This is a genomic window from Desulfosporosinus sp. OT (assembly GCF_000224515.1).
Taxonomy (GTDB): Bacteria; Bacillota; Desulfitobacteriia; order Desulfitobacteriales; family Desulfitobacteriaceae; genus Desulfosporosinus.
Genome location: NZ_AGAF01000165.1, coordinates 86410 through 106471, shown reverse-complemented (window position 1 = coordinate 106471; position 20062 = coordinate 86410). Strand labels below are relative to the sequence as shown.

Annotated in this window: 21 protein-coding genes and 1 riboswitch; of the genes, 14 read left to right on the top strand and 7 right to left on the bottom strand. The window is 42.1% G+C overall.

Features of this window, described 5'->3' with window-relative positions; genetic code table 11:
- Positions 1–129 precede the first annotated feature (129 nt).
- Entirely contained in the window at positions 130–399 is a 270-nt protein-coding gene (locus DOT_RS15550) for a hypothetical protein (RefSeq protein ID WP_009620626.1), read from the top strand.
- A 112-nt stretch (positions 400–511) separates the two neighbouring features.
- On the opposite strand, the gene DOT_RS15545 is transcribed toward DOT_RS15550, so the two are convergent.
- Positions 512–724 (bottom strand): hypothetical protein, encoded by a 213-nt coding sequence (locus tag DOT_RS15545; RefSeq protein ID WP_009620624.1) that lies wholly within the window; start codon positions 722–724, stop codon positions 512–514.
- A 256-nt stretch (positions 725–980) separates the two neighbouring features.
- Here DOT_RS15545 and DOT_RS15540 point away from each other — a divergent pair, with 256 nt between their 5' ends.
- From DOT_RS15540 to DOT_RS15500, 9 genes are all read left to right on the top strand, one after another.
- Positions 981–1949, top strand: coding sequence for an efflux RND transporter periplasmic adaptor subunit (locus DOT_RS15540; protein WP_009620622.1), 969 nt, complete (start codon positions 981–983; stop codon positions 1947–1949).
- A gap of 16 nt (positions 1950–1965) precedes the next feature.
- Positions 1966–2619, top strand: a complete 654-nt coding sequence (locus DOT_RS15535; RefSeq protein ID WP_009620620.1) for an HlyD family efflux transporter periplasmic adaptor subunit — start codon at positions 1966–1968, stop codon at positions 2617–2619.
- A 15-nt stretch (positions 2620–2634) separates the two neighbouring features.
- Positions 2635–4260: a DHA2 family efflux MFS transporter permease subunit gene (locus tag DOT_RS15530; RefSeq protein ID WP_009620618.1), complete on the top strand. Its 1626-nt coding sequence runs from the start codon at positions 2635–2637 to the stop codon at positions 4258–4260.
- Complete coding sequence (locus tag DOT_RS15525; protein ID WP_040412384.1) at positions 4223–4690, top strand: MarR family transcriptional regulator; 468 nt, start codon at positions 4223–4225, stop codon at positions 4688–4690. The genes DOT_RS15530 and DOT_RS15525 overlap by 38 nt, the downstream gene beginning before the upstream one ends.
- A gap of 95 nt (positions 4691–4785) precedes the next feature.
- Positions 4786–4887, top strand: a riboswitch (purine riboswitch).
- Between the two features lie 187 nt (positions 4888–5074).
- Entirely contained in the window at positions 5075–5884 is an 810-nt protein-coding gene (locus tag DOT_RS15520; RefSeq protein WP_009620614.1) for an FAD binding domain-containing protein, read from the top strand.
- On the top strand, positions 5862–6317 hold the full coding sequence (locus DOT_RS15515) for a 2Fe-2S iron-sulfur cluster-binding protein (RefSeq protein ID WP_009620613.1): 456 nt from the start codon (positions 5862–5864) through the stop codon (positions 6315–6317). Before DOT_RS15520 ends, DOT_RS15515 begins: the two co-directional genes overlap by 23 nt.
- Positions 6314–8593, top strand: a complete 2280-nt coding sequence (locus DOT_RS15510; protein ID WP_009620611.1) for a molybdopterin cofactor-binding domain-containing protein — start codon at positions 6314–6316, stop codon at positions 8591–8593. Before DOT_RS15515 ends, DOT_RS15510 begins: the two co-directional genes overlap by 4 nt.
- Before the next feature lie 59 nt (positions 8594–8652).
- The gene (locus DOT_RS32730) at positions 8653–8964 is read left to right on the top strand and encodes a CC/Se motif family (seleno)protein (protein WP_331470852.1); all 312 of its coding nucleotides are present in this window, start codon (positions 8653–8655) and stop codon (positions 8962–8964) included.
- 443 nt (positions 8965–9407) lie between these two features.
- On the top strand, positions 9408–9749 hold the full coding sequence (locus DOT_RS15500) for a MazG-like family protein (RefSeq protein ID WP_009620607.1): 342 nt from the start codon (positions 9408–9410) through the stop codon (positions 9747–9749).
- A gap of 110 nt (positions 9750–9859) precedes the next feature.
- On the opposite strand, the gene DOT_RS15495 is transcribed toward DOT_RS15500, so the two are convergent.
- The 3 genes from DOT_RS15495 to hcp form a co-directional block, all read right to left on the bottom strand.
- On the bottom strand, positions 9860–10618 hold the full coding sequence (locus DOT_RS15495) for a CAP domain-containing protein (protein WP_009620605.1): 759 nt from the start codon (positions 10616–10618) through the stop codon (positions 9860–9862).
- Positions 10619–11112: 494 nt separating this feature from the next.
- Entirely contained in the window at positions 11113–11424 is a 312-nt protein-coding gene (locus DOT_RS15490) for a zinc-ribbon domain containing protein (RefSeq protein WP_009620602.1), read from the bottom strand.
- Between the two features lie 244 nt (positions 11425–11668).
- Positions 11669–13312, bottom strand: coding sequence for a hydroxylamine reductase (hcp, locus tag DOT_RS15485; RefSeq protein WP_009620600.1), 1644 nt, complete (start codon positions 13310–13312; stop codon positions 11669–11671).
- A gap of 246 nt (positions 13313–13558) precedes the next feature.
- Between hcp and DOT_RS15480 the strand changes: the two genes are divergently transcribed.
- The gene (locus DOT_RS15480) at positions 13559–13744 is read left to right on the top strand and encodes a hypothetical protein (protein ID WP_009620598.1); all 186 of its coding nucleotides are present in this window, start codon (positions 13559–13561) and stop codon (positions 13742–13744) included.
- A 219-nt stretch (positions 13745–13963) separates the two neighbouring features.
- Here DOT_RS15480 and DOT_RS15475 read toward each other — a convergent pair whose 3' ends face one another.
- Both DOT_RS15475 and DOT_RS15470 read right to left on the bottom strand, forming a co-directional pair.
- Positions 13964–14671, bottom strand: a complete 708-nt coding sequence (locus DOT_RS15475) for a phosphatase PAP2 family protein (protein ID WP_242833851.1) — start codon at positions 14669–14671, stop codon at positions 13964–13966.
- Positions 14672–14908: 237 nt separating this feature from the next.
- Positions 14909–16183 (bottom strand): heparan-alpha-glucosaminide N-acetyltransferase domain-containing protein, encoded by a 1275-nt coding sequence (locus DOT_RS15470; protein ID WP_009620595.1) that lies wholly within the window; start codon positions 16181–16183, stop codon positions 14909–14911.
- 224 nt (positions 16184–16407) lie between these two features.
- Between DOT_RS15470 and DOT_RS15465 the strand changes: the two genes are divergently transcribed.
- The 3 genes from DOT_RS15465 (at position 16408) to DOT_RS15455 (ending at position 19639) form a co-directional block, all read left to right on the top strand.
- Positions 16408–18765, top strand: a complete 2358-nt coding sequence (locus tag DOT_RS15465; RefSeq protein ID WP_009620593.1) for an ATP-dependent DNA helicase — start codon at positions 16408–16410, stop codon at positions 18763–18765.
- Positions 18766–18846: 81 nt separating this feature from the next.
- On the top strand, positions 18847–19272 hold the full coding sequence (locus DOT_RS15460; RefSeq protein WP_009620591.1) for an EamA family transporter: 426 nt from the start codon (positions 18847–18849) through the stop codon (positions 19270–19272).
- Between the two features lie 103 nt (positions 19273–19375).
- The gene (locus DOT_RS15455; protein ID WP_009620589.1) at positions 19376–19639 is read left to right on the top strand and encodes a PQ-loop domain-containing transporter; all 264 of its coding nucleotides are present in this window, start codon (positions 19376–19378) and stop codon (positions 19637–19639) included.
- Here DOT_RS15455 and DOT_RS15450 read toward each other — a convergent pair.
- Entirely contained in the window at positions 19636–20004 is a 369-nt protein-coding gene (locus DOT_RS15450; protein WP_009620587.1) for a hypothetical protein, read from the bottom strand. The two genes, DOT_RS15455 and DOT_RS15450, sit on opposite strands and share 4 nt — an antisense overlap.
- Between the last annotated feature and the right edge of the window lie 58 nt (positions 20005–20062).

Sequence of the window (20062 nt, the reverse complement as noted above, 5' to 3'; positions counted from 1 at the left end):
AGCGATATTAATTCTAAGTGGAGTTTTTCTGGTAGTCAAAGAATCATGATGGCGAGAAGCAACCACTAAAATAGGGAGAACTCAGTGGTGGCTAGCCATCGGAAGATTAGCGCGGAAGGAAGATGGACGATGGATAATCCGTGTGGAACGACCAAGGCTAATGTCTTTGAGCACACTGAGGTTAACGGGATACCTATCTATTTTGGTTCGGGGGTTAATCCGGTTAATTCTCCCGCTCAATTTTTTGTGGCCTGGGGCAAGGGGGCTTTAACCGGTGGTTTGATTCATACATTTAACAGTGAGTCGCCGGAAAAGGGGTTTCGTTGGTTTATTGATGAAGATGAGGCGGAAGCTGAATATGTCAAGATGCAGCAGACTTTGCAGGCAGTATCTGATTAATTACCTTCAGTCACTAAATTGATTAAATTTTAACCACCCCTTGAACGAGTTTAAGGAATGTAAAGTTTTTGATTTAGTAGAGAGCCCTCGGCATTGCTGAGGGCTCTCGTGATCATAAGACTTCTGTACGAGGGTTAGTTATGATGATTTCCTCCATCAGGGCGCCATCTGGGGCGCCGATGATCCCGAGGCCAGTGGTCTGCATGGTTTCGATGGTCCCAACGGTCGTGGTGGTCCCAACGATCCCAATGGCCCTTATGGTCCCAACGATCCCAATGGTTCGCTTTGCCCCCTGTGCTCCATTTATTTCCTTGATTCCAACCATTCATATTAATCACTCCTAAATAATGCTTACTGCAATATTTCTATATTTTTCATTAAATACCAATATATGATCTTATTATATGGTGCATATAATTTGTCTGGTTCCACAATTTGTGCTTTTAGATTGAGAAGCTTAACTGAATGGAACAAACCTTGAATTAAGGTATTGACAGAGTATAAATTTCGATGTAAATTTAACCATACTTTATAATTGTACGTGTACGAACGGTTATCGAGCAAACACAAGGGGGATTGTAATGAAAAGAATTGCTGTCATTATTTTAACAATGGTTGTGGGGCTTACAGGCTGCAGTACGGCAGGCCAAACAGAGGCGCAAGCAACTGCCAATGTTCAAGCGAGTAAGCCGGTCTTTGTGATGGCGGGAATTATTGACGCCAATGAAAAAGCTGTAATTACGACTAAGATTCCAGCCAAAGTAACTACTATCCCTATCGAAGTAGGTTCTGCTGTGAAAAAGGGTGACCCAATTATTACGCTGGACACGAAAGATATTGAAGCGCAGGTAGCTCAGGCTCAAGCGGGAGTTAATACCGCTCAAGCCAATTTGGTTAAGGCGCAGACAGGAGCGCGACCTGAGCAGATAGCCCAAGCTCAGGCTGCTTTAGACAGCGCGAAAACAAGTTATCAAAATACCAAATCTAATTTTGATCGAAACCAACAACTTCTGGCTGCTGGTGGAATATCACAATCGCAATTTGAAGCATCTCAGACGCAGTTGGCTGGGGCGCAGGCTCAGTACGACTCGGCACAAAACCAATTGGATATCTTAACTAAAGGAGAAACCCAAGAATCATTAAATGTATTGCAAGCCCAGGTTAAACAGGCCCAAGCAGCGTTGGACCTGGCAAAAGCTCAACTTGCCTATGGAACAATCATCTCTCCTGTTTCTGGAACTGTTAGTGAAAAAAATATCAATGTCGGAGAATTGGCTACTCCTGGAGCAAATCTGGTTTCAGTCGTAAATCTTGATTCCATATACATCAATGCCTCTCTACCGGCAGGACTTATTGGCAGTGTGAAAGCTGGACAGGCAGTTGTCGTGAAAGTATCAGAAGTTCCGGATAAAGAATTTCTAGGGGAAGTCTCTGCTGTCGATCCTGTAATTGATTCTCGCAGCAGAACAGTTTTGGTGAAAATCAAATTAAATAATCCAGATTCAGTCTTGAAATCTGGAATGCTGGCAGAAATAGGACTTAAAAAATAAGGGTAGGTGAGATCAAATGATCGAAAAACGTAAAAAGATAATCTATATAATCCTTGCCATGATGGTAGCTGCGTTCGCAGCTATTGGAGCGTATTATTGGTACGAAAATACGTATTTCGTCTCAACAGAGGATGCAAAAGTGATGGGTGACCTAGTAAGTGTGGGTCCGCAGATTTCCGGCAAGCTTTTGGAATTAAATATTGAAGAGGGAGATGCTGTTATTAAAGACCAGATCCTAGGTCGCCAGGGAATGAGTAATCCTGAGGAAACGAATATAGACCAATCCGTTTTCAGGGCGCCTATCAGTGGTATTGTTATAAAAAAGCAAGGAACGGTTGGCGAGGTTATTTCCCCGGGACAAACCGTTGCGATGCTGATCGATCCTAATAAGCTGTATATCACGGCTAATATTGAAGAAACAAAACTGGGAAGTGTAAGGCAGGGCCAAAAAGTAGATATCACCATTGACCAATTTGGCAATAAGAAATTCGCTGGCAAAGTAAAATACGTAGGTCAAGCATCAAATTCTACCTTTGCTTTACTTCCTTCTTCAACAAGTGCAACATTTACCAAAGTAGTTCAGAAAATACCTGTGAAAATCGAGTTTGATAAAAGCGATAATACCTTGCTGCCAGGGACGAATGCCATCGTCGATATTCACATAAAGTGATGAGGAGAAATGAATATGACTGAACAACATAACATTCAAGAAAGTGCAGGTGACGATGCCTATAAGTGGTCTGCCTTGTTTGTTGTTGTGATAGGTACATTTATGGTTATGCTGGACAGCAGTATCGTAAATATCGCTCTTCCCAAGATGATGAATGTTTTCGGAGCAGATTTGGATTCCGCAAAGTGGATTTTAACTGGATATACTTTGGCAATGGGAGCAATTATCCCTATTACAGGGTTCCTAAGTGATACGTTTGGGATTAAGAAGCTATTCATAGGTGCCTTGGCAATTTTTACTTTAGGTTCTTTTTTGTGCGGCTTTGCTTGGAGTAATAATGCTATGGTCGTCTTCCGAGTTTTACAAGCAGTGGGCGGCGGTGCTATTATGCCTGTCGGAATGTCCTACATTATGCAGATATTTTCGATCAGTGAACGTGGTAAGGCCTTGGGCTTTTGGGGTATAGCGTCAATGTCTGCCCCCGCCATCGGACCTACATTAGGTGGCTACATTATCCAATATATGGATTGGCGCTTTATTTTTTATGTTAATGTTCCAATAGGCGTCGTAGGTATTTTCTTTGCGGGTCTTTTACTGAAGGAGACAACGCTTAAGCCCTATAAAGGTAATTTTGATTACATTGGATTTTTTTCGGTCATTGTAGGAATCGTCAGCCTTTTGTATGTCCTCGGCGAAGGTAGTTCTATTGACTGGGGAGATATTAAATTTCCGCTAATTCTTGCCTTAGGATGTTTTAGTCTCCTCATATTCACCGTTAACGAATTGATGCATCCCGCCCCTTTACTGGATTTACGGTTGTTTAAAATATATGACTTTTCGCTCAGTCAGGTTTCTACAGGTGTAACGATGCTGGCTATGATGAGCGGCATATATGTCTTGCCCTTGTTTTTGCAAAATTTAAGAGGATACACAGCAATGGAAACAGGCTTAATACTTTTTCCCTCGGCACTTGCTTCCGCGTTCATGATGCCGATTAGTGGCACTCTTTTTGACAAGTTTGGGGCAAAGGTGGTAACGGTTCCGGGACTCTTGTTAGTCGCCGCAACAACCTACCAAATGTCGCTGTTTACCATGGATACGCCAGCAACGACTATCACGTTGATTTCTACAATTAGGGGAATTGGACTGGGATTTTCAATGATGCCAGTAGCTACGGCTGGAATGAATGCCATACCCAGACATCTGTACGGAAATGGAACGGCACTGTCCAGCACCGTCCGATGTATCATTCAAGCTCTAGCAATAACCTTTATCACCTCAGAAATATCCAATAAGTCTAATATTAACTATGCCAGATTCACTGAACAGATAACTCCGTTCAATCATACGTCGAGTTATATCACCACCGTGCTACAGGGGGTTTTTATGAAATCTGGCTTATCCCAGGGGAATGCTCACGGGTCGGCCTTATCAACAATTGGGAGAATGCTTTATGGTCAGGCCTATCTGGATGCCATCGGTTATGCCATTGCGTCAACAGTACCTGCGATTTTGGTTGGCGTTATCTTAGTTCTAATGATGAGCAGTAAGAAAACGACTAAGAAACGAGAGTTAGAGAGATTAGTAGGAGAGAAGGTAACACATGAATCAGAAACTAGACTTGCAGGATTTATGGAGTAATCCTTCTGAACGAGTTATATTCCTTTTTAAATCTATTCATAAAATCTACAGGAATCAGATGTGTGAAAAATCCAGGCAATATGGCTTTACCGGTCCTCAAATCGGACTGATTTATGGACTGCACAAGAACCCTTTTTCAACCTTGAATGAACTAAGTGATTATTTGGGTCTGTCTAAAAGTACCGTTTCGGGGATTGTGGATCGGCTAGTTGGGCAGGGGGTAATCATCAGAGAAATTCCAGAAAATAATCGGCGCATTGTGCGGCTTTCGTTATCGCCAGAATTTGAAAAAAATAATGTTCTGAAAGAGTTAATGAACAAATATTTTGCTGACATCCTTAAGGAGGCCAGTGAAGAGGATATAGAAAAAATAATTTCAGGACTGGAGATACTCTATACATTAATTAACAAAAATGATAAGCACTCCTAAACTCGTTGGGACTTCGAACGATTTCGTCATAATAGCAGAAAACGTTCGAAAAAGTGTTGACCTATGTCGTAACTTCTTGTAAAATGAAAACACGATAGAATAAATAAATTAATGTTCATATAGTAGCAGAGATAAGGTCTGCAAGTTTCTACCGGACTGCCGTAAATGGTCCGACTATGAGCGAAAGTGTACCTAAGATTAAGAGTCAAGTGGTACAGATCCAAAGGCTTTTTGAGTAAGTCTTTACTTCGTTTTTGGATTACCCCGAAAGGACTGAAATCCAGGCGGGCAGGTTTCTCTCACTCATTTGAGGTGAAGGCTGTCCGCTTGGTTTTTCGTTTTTAGCGCGATATTGCTGGAGTATATATGTAAGGAGGGGTTAGGGTGTTTACATTAGTGGATTTAGTTCAACCCGACAACCTAGCAGAAGCTTATCAGATTCTGTCTGATAAACGAAATAATACAATTCTTGGGGGCTGTGCTTTCTTAAAAATGGGTTCAAAACGAATTGGTACAGCTATTGACCTGACTAACCTGAATCTAAGCTATATTAGGGAGCAGGCTGGTTTTATTGAAATTGGAGCCATGACAAGCTTAAGAGAGATTGAAACTCACACCCAGTTAAGAGAGTATTTTAATGGGGTGCTTCCTAAATCAGTTCATAATATTATCGGAGTGCAATTTAGAAACGGCGTTACCGTGGGTGCTTCGGTTTATTCTAAATACGGGTTTTCCGATTTAATCACGGCCTTATTAGCTTTAGACACTGAAGTTGAGTTATATAAGGGGGGGAGAATGCTCTTAGTAGACTTTCTAAACAAGCCCCATGAGAAAGACATTTTAGTGAAAGTATGGGTTAAGAAAAACAACCGCAAAGCAGCATACCTGAATTTAAGGAAATCAGCTAGCGATTATGCAGTCATAAATGTCGCAGTTTCCAAGCTGGATGATCAATGGACAATCGTCGTAGGTGCCAGGCCAAGTAAAGCGGCTATAGCGGTAAGAGCTTCTGCAGCTTTATCAAAGGGTAAACTTAGTGTTGAAGAGATCGAGGGTGCGGCGCAGAGGGCAGCAGAAGAGTTATCCTTTGGGACGAATGCGAGAGGGACATCGGAGTATCGCAAGGCTCTCTGTCAGGTGCTCGTCAAGAGGGGAATAATGGAGGTACTACATGCAAATCAAAGTGACAATTAACGATAAATTGGTGACCTGGGATGTAGAAAAGGACGAATTCCTAGCGGATACCTTAAGATCCCACGGATTCCTGAGTGTTAAGAAGGCTTGTGAAACAAGCTGTTGCGGACTTTGCACGGTCTGGGTTGATGATAAGTCAGTGTTGTCGTGTTCGATCCTTTCCTTAAGAGTTCATGGTAAAAAAATCACAACGATTGAAGGTGTTCCTAAGGAGGCAGAGGAATTTGCTCGAATACTCACTGCGGAAGGCGCTGAGCAGTGTGGTTTTTGCAGTCCGGGCTTTATTATGAACGTGTTGGCTATGAAAAACGAATTGGTTAATCCTTCAGAAAATGAAATTATCCACTATCTTACAGGCAATTTGTGTCGCTGTACGGGCTATATGGGACAGCTAAGAGCTGTTAAGACCTATCTGGGGGTGGTAGAAGGATGAAAAGTGTCGGTCAAAGCATTCGTAAAATCGATGGAATGGCTATCGCCACAGGAAAACCGGTATATACCCAAGATCTAGCAACACCCAATGCTTTAGTGGTGAAAATTTTAAGAAGCCCGCATGCCTTTGCTAAGATTAATTCGATTGATATATCCCGAGCAGAGAAGATGGAGGGCGTAGAATGCATTATCACCTTTAAGGATGTTCCAGCCGGACGATTTACCTTAGCGGGACAATCTTATCCCGAGCCCTCGCCCTATGATCGTTTGATTCTTGATGAAATGGTACGCTATGTTGGAGACGAAGTGGCCATTGTCGCAGCAGTGGATGAGAAGACAGCGTTTCAGGCTCTGAAGAGAATCAAAGTGGATTATGAAGTGTTAGAACCTGTTTTAGATTTCGAACAGGCCGTGGGACATTCCACGGTCGTTCATCCTGAAGAAGATTTATCTTGTAACTTTGACATTGGGTTACAAAAGGAAAAGAATGTTGCTTCCTCGTTTACAGAAGAAGTGGGAGATGTCGAGGAAGAATTTAAGCGTTGTGACGTAGTGGTCGAGGGTGTCTATTATCCCCAAGCTCAGTCGCATGCCATGATGGAAACGTACCGTGCTTACACGTACCTGGATCATACAGGGAGGCTGGTAGTGGTCAGCTCAACTCAGATCCCGTTTCATATCAGAAGACAGTTAGCAAGAGCATTGCAGATCCCCGCGAGCAAGATCAGGGTGATGAAGCCGAGAATCGGTGGTGGCTTTGGAGGGAAGCAAACTGGTTCAGTAGAGGTCTTCACGGCTATAGTTACTTTGAAGACAGGGAAACCAGCGATTATCACGTATGATAGAAAGGAAACCTTTAGCTGCACAACCAGCCGTCATGCCATGAGATTGAAGGTTAAGCTGGGAGCAGATCGAGAAGGCCTAATTAGAGCGATCGATATGGAGGTTTTATCGGATACAGGAGCGTACGGCGAACATGCCGCCACTGTCTTAAGTTGTGTGGGCCATTATACTCTGCCGCTTTACAATAAAACGCGGGCTGTTCGAATTACCGGAAATGCTGTGTACACCAATAAAATGCCCGCAGGGGCTTTTAGAGGGTATGGAGCAACTCAGGGAACCTTCGCCTTGGAATCGACCGTTAATAGTTTGGCGGAACAATTAGGGTTGGATCCAACGGAGGTTCGGTTAAAGAATATCAGTAAAGAAGGGGAAACCTTCCTGACCGGACAAGGTGTTTTACTGGGCAGCACGTCCCTAGATCGGTGTATCAGAAAAGGCAAAGAGCTGATAGGCTGGCAGGACAAATTCCCATCTCGAGAAATAGGTCAAAATAAAGTTAGAGCTGTAGGAATGGCGGTCACCATGCAGGGCTCGGGGATTGCCAATATCGGTACGGCATCGATTGAAATTAGATTAAACGATGATGGTAATGTCACTCTCCTCACGGGTGCAACGGACATGGGGACGGGATGTGATACCATTCTCAGCCAGATGGCCGCTGAGATTCTTGAAATCCCGATGGAGAATATTATTGTTAGTGCAGGGGATACCGATACATCCCCCTTTGATCCAGGGTCCTACGCCTCCAGTACCACCTATGTTGCAGGCACAGCGACCATCAAAGCTGCAACGGAATTAAAGAAAAAAATACTGGAGCAGGGAGCGAAGTTTCTAGGGGTTTCTCCAGAAGACGCCGAAATGAATGGACTGGCTGTCCGCTCGGTCAGCGGAGAGCAAGAGATTGGTCTTGCCAAACTAGCTGAACTTACCATCCTAGGCGCAGGGAAACTTCAATTGGTGGGCTATGCGACCCATGGAAGTGAAGTTTCACCCCCACCGTATGTAGCCGGCTTTGCAGAGGTGGAAGTCGATCAAGAAACAGGAAAAGTGGAGTTGATCGATTATGTTGCGGTTGTAGATTGTGGGACCGTGATTAACCCGAACCTAGCAAGGATGCAAGCTGAAGGTGGGATTGCCCAAGGAATTGGAATGGCCCTCTATGAAGAGGTAAGATATGACGAATTAGGTAAAATGGCGACCAACTCCTTCATGCAGTATAAAATTCCCTGTCGCAAGGATATCGGTAAAGTTCGGATAGCGTTTGAAGAGAGCTTTGAGCCCACAGGTCCTTTCGGGGCTAAATCCATTGGGGAAGTGGTGGCGAATACCCCATCGCCAGCCATTGTCCATGCAGTTTATAATGCTGTGGGGGTTAAAATAAATCATTTACCCATTACGTCTGAAAAAGTATTTTTAGGTATGCAAAAATCATAATGAGAAATCATTATAGAGTTATATACCGATGATTTCCGTGACTGGTGGGAGGTATAATTGTGTTTATAATTGATGAAGATGCAAGGCAATATATCAAGCTCAAATCGGGTTCGATGATAATTGACATGAAAATTCAGCCAGCCTTAGGGGGATGAGCTTGTTCGACCGAAAACGTAACAGGTAGTTACGTGCCAAAAATCTCTATCGGAGAGCCCCCTGCTGAGGAACAAGACAGATTTGAAGTTATAGAAAAAGATGGAATTAAGATCTTTTATTCTCCAAGGCTTAAAATTAAAGAAGGATATCACGGGAAAATTGGAATTAAGCTTAGAAAACTATTATTCTTGAAATGGTTGGAGTTAGTAGAGTGATGGGAATTCGACGCAACCTGACGGGCTGAAGGCACTGCTTTCAGCCCTGCTTTTATACTAGGCAGAAAGCATAACTTTATAGGACGTTCATGGCCAGCGGTTTTTTCTCGTCAGCATGGTGCCTTGTCATACGGCAACAACCATCTATGGTGATACTCTAATCTCGAACGTCTTGTTCGAGCCGTGACTGTAGCGATACCCGTCATTCTTGACCGCGTTAATAGCAGTGTAACTAAGGCGCAGTCACCTTCGCAAAGCTAAGAAGGCTAATACGTGCGAAGACAGTGTCTTCGTGTGTGTGGGCGCCAGTCAAGTTTTCTTTACGCGTTTAGCTGGAATTGAGTCGCTGACAGGGTTTTAGTGCGATCTCGCTACAGGAATGCTATAATTACTTAAAATTTAGTAATTCATGGATAATCATAAAATCAGGGGGAATAGGAAAAATGAATCCAAAAAATAAATTAGGCGAGGACCAGCACGTTTCCAAGACCGTGACACTTCCTCGCTTGAACCGCTTAAGTCCTTCCTTGGAAAGTACAGCACTGAAGATTATGGAAGAATCCGGAGAGTTAGCTCAAGCTATAGGTAAGCTTAGAGGACTGAGTGGGGAACGACAACGCCTGGAAGAAGAAGAAGCCATGCAGATGGTGGCCCGCGAATTAGTAGATGTAGCTCAGACAGCTGTGACAATGATGTTTGTCCTGGAAGAGCAATATGGTATAGATTTGGAAGCTATTTTAAAAGAACATATAACAAAATTACGGGATAAGGGTTATTGTGATTAAAAATAGAAGCTATTTATGCAAAAAACGCATGTAGCCTCTATTTCTTTATAAAGTTGAAAGGTAGAAACAAGGCTGAATATAATAAATTCAAGCCTTGTTTCTAATTGCCCCTATCGTCCAATAAAGTCTTGCACGAATATTTTCCCGTAAGCAGGGCTGGTAGTAATCCCAATACCAATGTAGTTGAAAGAAGAATTTAGGATATTCTCTTTGTGAGGAGGGTCATTCATTAGAGCTGTATGTGCCGCATCGACCGATGAATTTCCGGCTATATTCTCGCCCGCTGAAGTATATTTAATCCCAAATGTTTTCATCATGTCAAAGGGGGAACCATAAGTAGGTGAAGTGTGGCTGAAATATGACTTTGCGACCATCTCATCCGATTTTGTTTGAGCCATCTTTTGCAACTGAGGGTCGATTTTTAATTGTACCACACCTGCTTTAGAACGTTCTTGATTGATCAGGTCAAGCATATGTTGCTGATCAGTCGTAAGTTGGACCTGTGAAGGGGTAGGACTTGGTGACGGAGCCGGCGTTGGAGTGGGAGTCGGAGCTGGAGCGGCTGCTGGATAGTAGGCTTTGGCCAGATCTCCGGAGATTAAGCCCACGACATCATTTGGCAAATGAACAACCCACCATGTTCCAAGTTTACCAAGACACTCAATAATCTGACCCCGGTATACTAAACCAACTTTAAAGAAATTTGTACCTGGGCCCGATCTTACATTGGCTGCAGAAGTGGTAATGGAGATCTTCGCTGGTACATTGGTACGGTTAAATTGAGTTTGGGCATTAATTAGGGTGGGGGAAGCTATCAAAATTAGAATGGTTGCCAGAATGATTGTGAAAAATACTTTACTTCGTTTCATTTATTGTCTCCTTTACGCTCAGAGATATGTTTCAGTTACTATTCTACGGAATTGGCCTATATTTAATCGAGTTAAATTAAGGAAGTATATCCAAGAGGCTGAAGCTCAAAGCTAGATTATGAGAAACGAGACTCTTCAGTTAGCGTTGACAATATATTGCTGGGAATGATAGTTTGAATACAAACGTAAGATTTGCTTTGGCAAAGGTCGTTAAAAGGCATTTGCAAGAATTCGAATCCTCTTGTACGGTTTAGAAGGGTGTGTGCATATGAGCTATTTGCCGATAATTATTGCTTTGGTGATTATAGTATTATTTGGCTATTGGTCGGGAAAACGGCGTCTTAGATCAGAGGGAAGAAGGAAAACCAAAATACCCAAATCGTATCCTTTGTCAAAACCTGAGAGGCAAACAAAGTTGCGTAGGATTAAGTGAAGGGTTAGGGTAAATGGAAAACCCCACCGGAAGTGACCGATGAGGTTTTCTTCAAGAAAGCTTACCAATTGTTGCGCGGAGTAGGATGGAAGCATTCTCGGCAATACACAGGTTTATCACCTGATGGCTGGAAAGGTACTGTCGTTTCTTTGCCGCATTCAGCGCAGACGGCTGGATACATTTGGCGCTCTGTACGGTAGTTATTATATCCTCCGCCAGAAGGTCGGTTTTGGGCTTTCTTAGCCGCGCGACATTCAGGGCATCTTCCAGGTTCATTGGTAAACCCCTTTTCAGCGAAGAAATCCTGTTCTGACGCCGAGAAAATAAATTCCCGACCACAGTCTCTGCAAGTTAAAACCTTGTCTGTAAACATTAAAAACACCTCTTCATTTAGTTATGGATTATCTGTCAATATTGGGGAAGTAGTTAGCTTCCTGTAATTGCAGCGATATTAAAGTATAACCACTGTTTTAGCTTTTTATCATTCAACAGCAGATGAGATTAATTGAAGTCAAGCATTAAAATAAATCCACCAAAAAACAAGAGAGAAGCCCACAATGTTTAGGGCTTCTCTCTTCGTTTTTGGTATAGATCTTGTTCAGAATGGGGTATTAATCTTAGGCCATGAACAATTTGAGATCGTCTTCAACGTTAGTTACCCCAGCAATTCCGAAGTTGTCAACCAAGACTTTAACTACGTTGGGGGATAAAAAGGCAGGAAGTGTCGGTCCTAAGTGAATATTTTTCACGCCCAAGTGAAGAAGGGCAAGTAAGACGATAACAGCCTTTTGCTCATACCAAGCGATGTTATAGGAAATTGGAAGTTGATTGACATCCTCTAGGCCAAAAACTTCTTTTAGTTTCAGGGCGATAACAGCTAAGGAATAGGAATCATTACATTGTCCAGCATCGAGTACTCTCGGAATACCCCCAATGTCTCCCAAGTTAAGTTTATTATATTTGTATTTCGCACATCCAGCCGTGAGGATCACTGTGTCTTTAGGCAATGCTTCGGCGAAATTAGTGTAGTAGTCACGACTCTTCATGCGACCGTCACAACCAGCCATGACGAAGAAACGTTTAATGGCTCCAGTTTTAACAGCATCCACGACTTTATCAGCCAGCGCCATAACTTGATTATGGGCAAATCCTCCGACAATTTCGCCAGTTTCAATTTCAGTTGGGGCAGGGCATTTCTTGGCATGTTTGATGAGTTCAGAGAAATCCTTTGCCTTTCCATCTACGCGGTCAGCGATGTGCTTAACCCCTTCAAAGCCAACAACACCAGTTGTATAAATGCGATCCTTGTAGGAATCTTTAGGAGGTACAAGGCAGTTGGTTGTCAAGAAAATCGGGCCGTTAAAGGAATCAAACTCTTTATCTTGTTTATACCAAGCGTTGCCGTAGTTACCGACGAAGTGATCATATTTCTTAAAAGCAGGATAGTAGTGGGCGGGGAGCATTTCACCGTGGGTATAGACATCCACGCCAGTACCTTCTGTTTGGATAAGCAATTCCTCAAGGTCTTTCAGATCGTGGCCACTGATCAGAATAGCTGGATTGTTTCTAACCCCAATGTTTACTTTAGTGAGTTCAGGGTTACCATAGGTAGAGGTGTTAGCTTTATCGAGAAGTGCCATCACATCAACGCCATATTTTCCTGCTTCCAAGACCAAGGCAACGAGTTCACCGACCGCGAGCGTATCATCGAGTGTGGCTGCCAAGGCTTTCTCAATGAAAGCGAAGATACCTTCTTCTTTGTATGCTAGAGTATACGCATGCTCTGCGTAAGCGGCAATCCCTTTTAAACCGTAGGTCAGTAATTGTCTTAATGAACGAACATCTTCGTTTTCCGTGGTCAAGATCCCAACGAGAGTTGCTTTCTTTTCGAACTCATCTGCAGTTGCTGTCCAAGTTGCTGCATCATGTAAGTTAATGGGGATTGTGCCACCGGCTTTAAGGATGTCTTGTTTAAGTTCTTCGCGTAAGATTAAACCTTCTTGGATCCGGCCCACAAAACGACTCCGATCGAAGTTAGCATTTGTAATCGTAATAAAGAGACTTTCCATGATGAATTTATCAATTGTCGGACGGACAATATTCAGTGCACGCGCTTGAACCGCATAAATGGAGATCCCTTTTAAAGTGTAGATCAGAAGGTCTTGTAAATTAGCAACATTTTCGGTTTTTCCGCATACACCTTTGATTGTGCAACCGGTTCCTTTGGCTGTTTCCTGACATTGATAACAAAACATACTCATTTTTATATCCCCCTAAATTTTTATTTAAATTTTGCTTAACTCAAGTTGACTAAGCTTAGTTTAAGTCAAATCGTCGTATAGAGTTGTGATTAAGGAGATCTTTTGGTGTGACAAAAATCACACCTCATTTTCTGGGATAAAACTTCTAGACCTTTACAGTGAATAAATAGCAGGAATTCGCTTTGAATTTATAGAATAACAAAGGAATGGCTAAAATAACAATAAAAAATCAAAGGAGATTTTAGATTGGAAAGACCACAGAGCAATCCTAGTCGTATGGTCGTTATTGAAAATAAAAGTAATGGTGAGCGTTTTCTAGTTGATCTTTTAAAGGGCCAAACCTATGATAAAGAACTTTATACGAAGATTACTTATGAAGTTCCGCTCAAGAAGGAATTCTGGAACTTGCCACGCTTAACAAAGTCAAAGTAGGATGCATTTATCCTAGACCCTCAAAAAGGGGCTGCCTTTTCGTGATGTCTACGACATCACGAAAGGCAGCCCCTTTTTGGGGGTCAATTCCCTACTAAGATCTAATTTTGATTAAGTTCCTAATCCAAATCGAAACTTTCTTCATTCCTGTAGACAGAAGTTGAATACTATTGGATAAAGTTTTCGTGATGAACAACATCAGCGAAATATCTGTAGTATTTAGGGTCTTTTAGGTTGCATAATTCTGCCTAAACGCGTGGAGGTCTGGCCTTGAGGGAAGAATTGATCCCTAAAGGCGAGAACCTGGGCCCGTGTATTCGCAATAATCCAGTCCCCAAGTCTAACTGCAGCAAGGGCCAAGATAATTCCAGCGATAACATCGGTAATCCAATGGATTTCAAGATAAAGAGTGGAATAAATGATTGACAGACAAAACAGTGTCCAAACCCAGCGGAATAGTTGATCTTTTTCTCTCCAGGCCAGCAAGAGCATAGCGAAGGCTATCGAAGTATGCATGGAAGGAAAACAATTAACAACAACCACAGCTGCATCAGCTGCCGAAAGATTACGACCCATTCCATCAGGGTGACCTAGAACATACCAGACTTCATTAACGTGAATCGTGAGATAGAAAGGGAAAATTAAAACGAATTGTAAGATATGAGACGATAAACTATAACGGATCATCTTTAGAGAATCCTTAGCTAGAAAGGAACGGAAGATGGGTATAAGTACGGGAAGCGTGAATCCATTAGCATAAATCCAGCGGAAATAACTTGTCAGCCAAGGGGTCTGGATCACTCTGAACATCCAACCGTCGTTGCCAGGTATGGCTCTAAAGAGGTTGTCCAAATCGAACAGGTGGGTCTGAGTACCCAATTGCCAATAAACAACCTTATTCCAAAAGGGTGGAAAGTATTGCCACATTAAAATCGGAAAAATTACTAACGGAAGCCCAAGCCATAAGAAATGTTTCCAAGAAACTGGCTGGCGATCATGTTTTAATCTCCAAAAGGTTACTACTAGTAAAAGATAAGAGTAATGGGAAGAACGGTATGGCGCGAAAATAAAGTATAAAACAATTGCCATCAGGCACAATTGAAAAAAGTTTTTTTTAGGCCATTCGAAAGCTTTAATGGCTTTAAAGTCCATGGAAGAGATCATCTATTCAGTCCTTTCTGAGTGGATATCTATGTTAGATGAATGGGTTTTGAGCGATGAACGAGTTTTGATCGTCGCTCGCCAGCTCAAATACCAATGACAGAGAGGATAAAGGATTAACAAACCTAAAAGCCAGATAACAACTCCAAAGGCCAGCGAATACCCATTAAAACTGGAGAGTATTGCTGGTACAGCAGCATAAAGCCAAAGATGAGTATTGTAGAAGAAAAGTGGAACCCTACCAAAGGTTGCTAATATTCCAGCGATTCTTGATGTTTCTGGTAGCTTAAAAAATAGAAACAGCAATAAGAAAATAAGACCTAAATAAAGAAGAAAATAGTCTGGACTAGGAGGGTATTTAGAAAGTCCAAAAAATCCTAGAAAAGTACCATCTGGAAGAAGGTAATCGCCTATCCTAGAGAACCGAAAAATAAAGAAAAGAGCTAAACTACTTAAACCGGAGACGGCAAACCTTTTTGCTTCGTAAGCAATGCCTTGCTCTTCCGAATATGTATGTCCGTACAGCCAACCAAGGGTCATCGCAAAAAACCAGGGAATAACGGGAAAGTTATTATTCACAAGCAGGCGCGGTGAAAAGGGAACCGGTGAAACCAGAATAGCCTGCCAAGTCTGTGCTGGCGCTGTTTGCAGTGGGAAGTTATGGGTAAGAGTCGGAATGAACCATTGCGTTAATAAATAGAGAACCGCAGATAATCCGAAAAGTTTCCAAGGAGAAATATGGCGTCCCAATATAAGGATGAAGAAACCGATTCCAATAGTAGATAAAACACTAAATGAAAAAAAAGTTCCTACAGTAAGTACAGAAAACGATTTAGCTTGCATAAATAAAGGGAGATTAAAGGCCGGAGAAGCAATGAAGAGTTCGAATAATATTAATAACATTCCCCGCTGCCATAAATAATAGTTAATATTCCAATTGGAAATACCCTTCAGTTCACGCTTTTTTATGGATAACGCTAAAACATAACCGGCTATAAATAGAAAACCAGGTGCGCAAAGATTGGACAAGAACATAACCAGAAAAGCAATAATATTCGAACTTCCAAGGGGATTAAAGGTTACTGTACCATTAAGCAAAAGCGGTAATCCTTCATTATTCATACGCCCACTGCTCCAAAAAAACAGGGCGTGATCTAGCGCCATAAAAACCATAATTAAACCACGGGTTTGGTCTAAAAATAGGAGTCGGTGAGGAATACATTTAGTATCTTTTAGTCGTTTAGCTTTAGTTGCTTCAGCTGTAAAGCTTAAACTCAACTCAAACTCATCTCATTTCACAAAGTTTTTACAGTTATAAATTATACTCTCCAAAAATATCAAAAATCTTCGTAATTTATGACAAAGTTGTTAAGAAGTTGTTAAGAAACGGTTAAGAAATGGTTAAAAAGCATCATTTCAGCAAGTCCGACCTGTACAAGAAGACAGCTTCAATGTGATTAAGTTATAATGAAAGAGGAACTTTTTCAGGAAGGATCTGAACAGTGACAACTATAAAAGTATCGGTACGCAATCTGGTCGAATTTGTTCTCAGGCACGGAGATTTGCAACCGGGTTCGATTGGAGCCTCGCGGGCCCAAGAGGGGATCAAAGCTCATCAATATATCCAGAAAATAAGTGGTGCGGAGTATGTGCCGGAAGTAATGCTGAGTTATAGCTATCTTCAAGAAGATCTCACTCTGGAAATCAAGGGTCGGGCCGACGGAGTCATCAAGAAAGAGTCCGGCGAATGTATTGACGAAATTAAAACGACTTCCCTGGATTTAAGTCATATTGATGAATCATTCAGCGACCTGCACTGGGCCCAAGCTCAGTGTTATGCTTTTATGTACGCTTCACGAGAAGGCTTAGAAACGATGGAAATTCAGCTTACTTATTTTCAACTGGATACCGCTCAAACGAAAAGATTCTCGAAAAGATTTTCGTGGGCAGAACTGTCGGATTTCTTCCTTAGTTTGGTTGAACGTTATCTAATGTGGGCGCGCCAACTGCAAGAGTGGTCGGTCATGAGAGATGCTAGCATTCGCCTGATGCTATTCCCCTTCAGAACGTACAGACCTGGACAAAGGGAGCTGGCTGTAGCAGTTTACAAGACGATTCAACAGAGCCAAAAACTATTTGCTCAGGCCCCTACAGGGATCGGAAAAACCATGGGTACCCTGTTTCCGGCCCTTAAAGCTATGGCCGAGGGATTTACAGTTCAGATCTTTTATCTTACGGCGAAAACCATCACCCGAACGGTTGCTGAGAAAGCCATAAATGATTTGCAAAAGGATGGTCTAAAGATTAAGCGGCTGACCCTAACAGCTAAACGGAAATTGTGTTTTCTCCCCGAGGTGGTGTGCTTGCCGGAGGGATGTTCTTTTGCGAAAGGGTATTACGACCGAGCGTCCGCGGCGGTAGAGGACGTGTTTAAAGAAGACGCCTGGACGCGTCAGGTGATCGAGGAATATGCTCACAAGCACTCAATTTGCCCTTTCGAATTTTCTTTAGAATTAGCGAACTGGGCGGATGTAGTTATTTGTGACTATAATTATGTGTTTGATCCGCGTGTCTATTTAAGGCGATTTTTCCTCGACGGCGGAGAGTACACCTTTTTGGTGGATGAGGCACACAACTTGGTTGAACGGGCACGGGAGATGTTTTCTGCAGAGCTAGGCAAAGAGTCGTGGCTGAAGCTTAAACGGCTCACGAAAGAAGATGATCTTAGGCTGACTAAAAGCTTGACTAAAGTTAACTCAGCCTTGATCAAAGAGAGAAAACGCTGCATTGAAGTCAGCGGAAGTGGAGAAAGTGTGGAAAAAGAGCCGCCAACTAAACTTGTCCAAGCGTTGCGTAACTTTGTCAAAGAGGTTGAACAGTTCCTTAAAACAAATGATCAATTTTTTGTTTGGCGCGAACAACTTGTTGAACAGTATTTCCAGGCGTTGAGCTTTATTAGAACCGCGGACAGTTATGATGAACGATACGTCACCTACCTGCAGCAGGTTCATGAGGATTTTCGAGTGAAGCTGTTTTGCCTTGATCCTTCCGTGCGCTTGAAAGAAGCTTTAGGAAGAGGTCGGGCAGCAGTACTGTTTTCGGCGACCTTGAGCCCAATGGAATACTTCATGAACGTTTTGGGTGGAGACGAAACGTCTTATAAACTAAAGTTGACATCACCATTTCCCGCAGCGAATCTTTGCTTGCTTATCAATGATCGTATCTCCACCAAGTTCAAGCAGCGTACCGCCAGCTATGATCAAGTCGTCGAAGTTATCGCCACAGCCATTGAACACAAAGCGGGAAACTATCTTGTTTATTTCCCATCGTATGATTATCTGGACGAGGTTTATTTGAGGTTTAGAGAACATTACCAACAGGTTAGGGTGATCTGTCAAACTTCAGGCATGGCAGAAGAGAAACGGGAAGAGTTCTTAGCAACATTCGCTACTAACCCCGCTCAAACCCTGGTTGGATTTGCCCTGATGGGTGGGATCTTCGGTGAAGGTATCGACCTAATAGGGGATCGACTCTCTGGAGCAATCGTTGTAGGAGTAGGCTTGCCTCAAATTAGCATGGAACGGGAGATTATTCGTTCCTACTACGAGTCAAGAAATGGACACGGATACGAATTTGCTTATATGTATCCTGGACTAAACAAGGTATTACAGGCAGTGGGACGAGTAATTCGAACGGAAGAAGACCAGGGCATCGTGTTGCTAATCGACGAGCGTTTCTCTCTAACATCGTATAAGAAGCTGTTTCCCGAAGAATGGGGAACGATTCGCTATGTGGCTAATCCAGGGAGTATTTGTAAAACGATCAAGAGTTTCTGGGTTGCTTGTGGAAAAGGTTGCTAATAAACAACTAGTGGCATTAGTCTATCGTTTTTTATGGTTTATGGTAAGGAATTTAAATAGAGAATAAATGAGGGCGAAATGATGTTCATGTATGTATTCCCCATCGTACTTATAGTTGTTTCAAATATCGTGTATAATGTGTGTCAGAAATCAACACCACAAAATGTTAATCCCTTTTCAGCTTTGCTTATAACCTACTTGACTGCGGCGATTTTGACCGTAGTTGCATCTCAATTTTATAAAACGGATAAACGATTTCTTGAATCCTTCAACGAGCTAAATTGGACTAGCGTTGCCCTTGGTGTGACGATCGTTGGCCTAGAATTGGGATATTTATTAGCTTACAGGGTAGGGTGGAACATAAGTGTTGGCTCTTTAGTAGCCAATATTATTCTTGCAATTATGCTTATTCCTATCGGCATATTATTCTTTAAAGAAGGATTCGCCCTGAACCAAATCATTGGAGTAGTATTTTGTGTTCTTGGACTGATACTCATCAACAAGTAGGAGAATAATTACGATATCTGATGAAGCAGAGTTGTATTTAATAGGCAATGGCTATAAGTAATAAGTAATAAGTAATAAGTCATCTTAAAAAGTGGAGGGTTAAATGAGCATTTTCGAAATTATTATGTTAGTATGTTTTGGAGCGGCATGGCCGTTTTCCATTTATAAATCTTACAAATCTAAATCAACTAATGGGAAAAGTGCTTTCTTCTTATTTATAATTCTAATTGGTTATGTTGCTGGGATTTTAAATAAGATTTTTTATAATTTTGATAATGTAGTCTATCTTTACGCTTTAAATCTGATCATGGTAGCTCTTGATTTGTTTTTATATATGAGAAATCAGCGATTAAAAAGTAAAGATTAAACAATACCATCGGCATCTTTGATTAATTGTATTGCACGATCAAAAACTGATTCATCGACAACAGCTGCTATAAGAATATCTCGACCGGATATTGGATCTTGATCGCCGTCACTCATACCGCTTGCGCAAACATTTGAAGAAGCTAAGATCCCTGTATCTTGGCCGCCATTGGCACCTAAAGTTAGTGTAGCTTGGCTAGGTGTAGCACCCGTTACAGGGTTTGCCAATCGATCCGAACTTCCAAGGGGATATAGGCTAAAACGATCTATTTGAATATCGGTCACACCTAGGTTCTTGATCTGATCTGCAACGTTACTTGCTTCTTCGGTGCTTTTGAAAAAGGCAAGAATATTTTTTTCGGTCATATCTTTCCCTCCTTTAATCACACTTAAAGTTTCCGATAACAGTTAAATTTATTCTTAC

Excerpts from the sequence above, each read along its gene's own strand:
- DOT_RS15510 (WP_009620611.1), top strand. The coding sequence starts at position 6,314 with ATGAAAAGTGTCGGTCAAAGCATTCGTAAAATCGATGGAATGGCTATC.
- DOT_RS15500 (WP_009620607.1), top strand. The coding sequence starts at position 9,408 with ATGAATCCAAAAAATAAATTAGGCGAGGACCAGCACGTTTCCAAGACC.
- DOT_RS15475 (WP_242833851.1), bottom strand. The coding sequence starts at position 14,671 with ATGTGGCAATACTTTCCACCCTTTTGGAATAAGGTTGTTTATTGGCAA.
- DOT_RS15535 (WP_009620620.1), top strand. The coding sequence starts at position 1,966 with ATGATCGAAAAACGTAAAAAGATAATCTATATAATCCTTGCCATGATG.
- DOT_RS15540 (WP_009620622.1), top strand. The coding sequence starts at position 981 with ATGAAAAGAATTGCTGTCATTATTTTAACAATGGTTGTGGGGCTTACA.
- DOT_RS15530 (WP_009620618.1), top strand. The coding sequence starts at position 2,635 with ATGACTGAACAACATAACATTCAAGAAAGTGCAGGTGACGATGCCTAT.
- DOT_RS15515 (WP_009620613.1), top strand. The coding sequence starts at position 5,862 with ATGCAAATCAAAGTGACAATTAACGATAAATTGGTGACCTGGGATGTA.
- hcp (WP_009620600.1), bottom strand. The coding sequence starts at position 13,312 with ATGAGTATGTTTTGTTATCAATGTCAGGAAACAGCCAAAGGAACCGGT.
- DOT_RS15550 (WP_009620626.1), top strand. The coding sequence starts at position 130 with ATGGATAATCCGTGTGGAACGACCAAGGCTAATGTCTTTGAGCACACT.
- DOT_RS15460 (WP_009620591.1), top strand. The coding sequence starts at position 18,847 with ATGTTCATGTATGTATTCCCCATCGTACTTATAGTTGTTTCAAATATC.
- DOT_RS15455 (WP_009620589.1), top strand. The coding sequence starts at position 19,376 with ATGAGCATTTTCGAAATTATTATGTTAGTATGTTTTGGAGCGGCATGG.
- DOT_RS15450 (WP_009620587.1), bottom strand. The coding sequence starts at position 20,004 with ATGACCGAAAAAAATATTCTTGCCTTTTTCAAAAGCACCGAAGAAGCA.
- DOT_RS15525 (WP_040412384.1), top strand. The coding sequence starts at position 4,223 with ATGAATCAGAAACTAGACTTGCAGGATTTATGGAGTAATCCTTCTGAA.
- DOT_RS15490 (WP_009620602.1), bottom strand. The coding sequence starts at position 11,424 with ATGTTTACAGACAAGGTTTTAACTTGCAGAGACTGTGGTCGGGAATTT.
- DOT_RS15495 (WP_009620605.1), bottom strand. The coding sequence starts at position 10,618 with ATGAAACGAAGTAAAGTATTTTTCACAATCATTCTGGCAACCATTCTA.
- DOT_RS15545 (WP_009620624.1), bottom strand. The coding sequence starts at position 724 with ATGGTTGGAATCAAGGAAATAAATGGAGCACAGGGGGCAAAGCGAACC.